The organism is Prevotella sp. TCVGH (genome assembly GCF_023522295.1).
In the GTDB taxonomy this organism is placed as follows: Bacteria; Bacteroidota; Bacteroidia; order Bacteroidales; family Bacteroidaceae; genus Prevotella; species Prevotella timonensis.
This window is the reverse complement of sequence record NZ_QFFX01000131.1, coordinates 1-1796: the sequence shown is the minus strand read 5'-3', so window position 1 is coordinate 1796 and position 1796 is coordinate 1. Positions and strand designations below refer to the sequence as shown.

General features: G+C 32.7%; 1 protein-coding gene and 1 pseudogene. Both read right to left on the bottom strand.

The genetic code is table 11. From position 1 onward, the window contains the following. Positions 1-15: 15 nt before the first annotated feature. Complete coding sequence (locus DEM91_RS12420; protein ID WP_195254174.1) at positions 16-999, bottom strand: STN domain-containing protein; 984 nt, start codon at positions 997-999, stop codon at positions 16-18. A gap of 311 nt (positions 1000-1310) precedes the next feature. Further along, positions 1311-1796, bottom strand: a pseudogene (locus DEM91_RS12415) (hypothetical protein); the annotation flags it as partial.

Below are 1796 nucleotides of genomic sequence, written 5' to 3'. Positions count from 1 at the left end.
TCCATATGGAAAAAATTAAAGGATTTCTCTTTGCCGTACGACACAGAGAAATCCTAATGACCGATTTGGGTTTAATAAGACAACAGTTTCTACGCGGTTCATGTCCAAATCGTAAATAGTCGTCACATCTGTTTCAAAACCATCCAATATAAACAATGGCTGGTTAGGATTACCTTTATATGTACCCTTTAAGTCAGGCATAGATTGCTGGCCGCGCATCCTAACTTCAGGCATAGAGTTGGGATTAGACCCCAAATCCATATTCTCAACTATTTTGAATGCGGGATCTAAATTTTTAAGGTTTTGCAATAAGTTCTGACTTCCACCTCTCATGAGTTCGTCTTTCCTAATAACCGTTGTAGCACCTGTAAAACTTTCTTTTTTCCGCTCAAATATACCATTAACAACAATTTCTCCTACACTTTGGGCATCTTCTTTCATAGTAACAAAGAGTTGTTTCCCTGTAAAATTAACTGAAGTTTTATTCATTCCAATATAGGAGAATTCTACTTTAGATATTTTTTTATCGTGTGGAATGAAAATATCAAACCGACCATCGGCATCAGTAACTCCCACTACAGAACTTTCATTTGTTTTTATATTTACGCCAGGCAAGGGTAGTCCTTTATCATCTACTACACGACCTTTTAAGTGACTGTTCTCCAACGACTTAAAAGTGGAAATAGTAATGTTATCTCCTACAATTTCATACTTTAAAGAATATGGAGCTAAAATACTATTCAGAAGTTTTTTAATATTTTTAGTCTGAATATCAACGGTTACATTTATATTCTTTATATCCTCTTGTTTATATAAAAACTTATATTGGGTCTTTTGTTCTATTTTATTCAAAACAAGCTTCATTGGTTCATTTTGACATACAATGGCTATTTCATTAGGTAAACTTTGAGCTAAAGCATGTCCAACTCTAATAAATAAAAGAAAGAAAATGAATAAAACGATTCGTTCAATACGTCGCAAATAACACAGTTTTTTCATATCACACGAGTATTTATGGTACTACTATACGTATAACTTTAATTCTAAAAGTTAATAACTATCTTTAATTGATAAAACGATTTTATGCTTAAGGTTAATAAACAAAGCCAGTTTTCGTTTTTTTATCAATAAGGTTAATATTTTTTTTGTATTTACAGCAAATATAAAATTTTTAATTTAATTTCTAAAACTTTATTCAAAATTTTAATTCTTTTATGTAATAATAAATATTTTTTAAGTATCAGAAAAACAATTAGTCACTAACCTATGTCAATTAACATCATAAATTAATGCAAAGCATTTGATAAATGTCATACCGATTTGAATAACATCGCATTTGCTTGCATTTGTTTCTTTAACCGTTTTGCATTTGGCTTAAACGTTTTATAAGTTAAAAAACCAGCAACAACACCACCGATAACAGGAACTGCCTTACTCAAGCGTTTTGTCACAGAACCTTTAACGAATTTCGTCCTAACCCATTTGGACACCCCTTTTACTAATGGATACCACATAGTTTCCGTCACGCTCACTTGTGGCATACTCATAGTTGTGTGTTCGGCAAATGTTTCTGAGAGTTGCTTAAAAGCTTTGTTAGCAGCGCTTGATCCGAGCATGACACCCAAAAAGATAGTCAGCACATCATAAGAGGATTCTGTTAAATGCCCATTTTGGTCGCACAAATCAGGATAACCATATAAATAAGCCAACTTTTGAGCAATAATTAGGGTCTGCTGAATTATTATCTCTTCACAGACAGAGGGTAGCAGACGTAGACCCTCATAGTGACGATAATG

Excerpts from the sequence above, each read along its gene's own strand:
- DEM91_RS12420 (WP_195254174.1), bottom strand. The coding sequence starts at position 999 with ATGAAAAAACTGTGTTATTTGCGACGTATTGAACGAATCGTTTTATTC.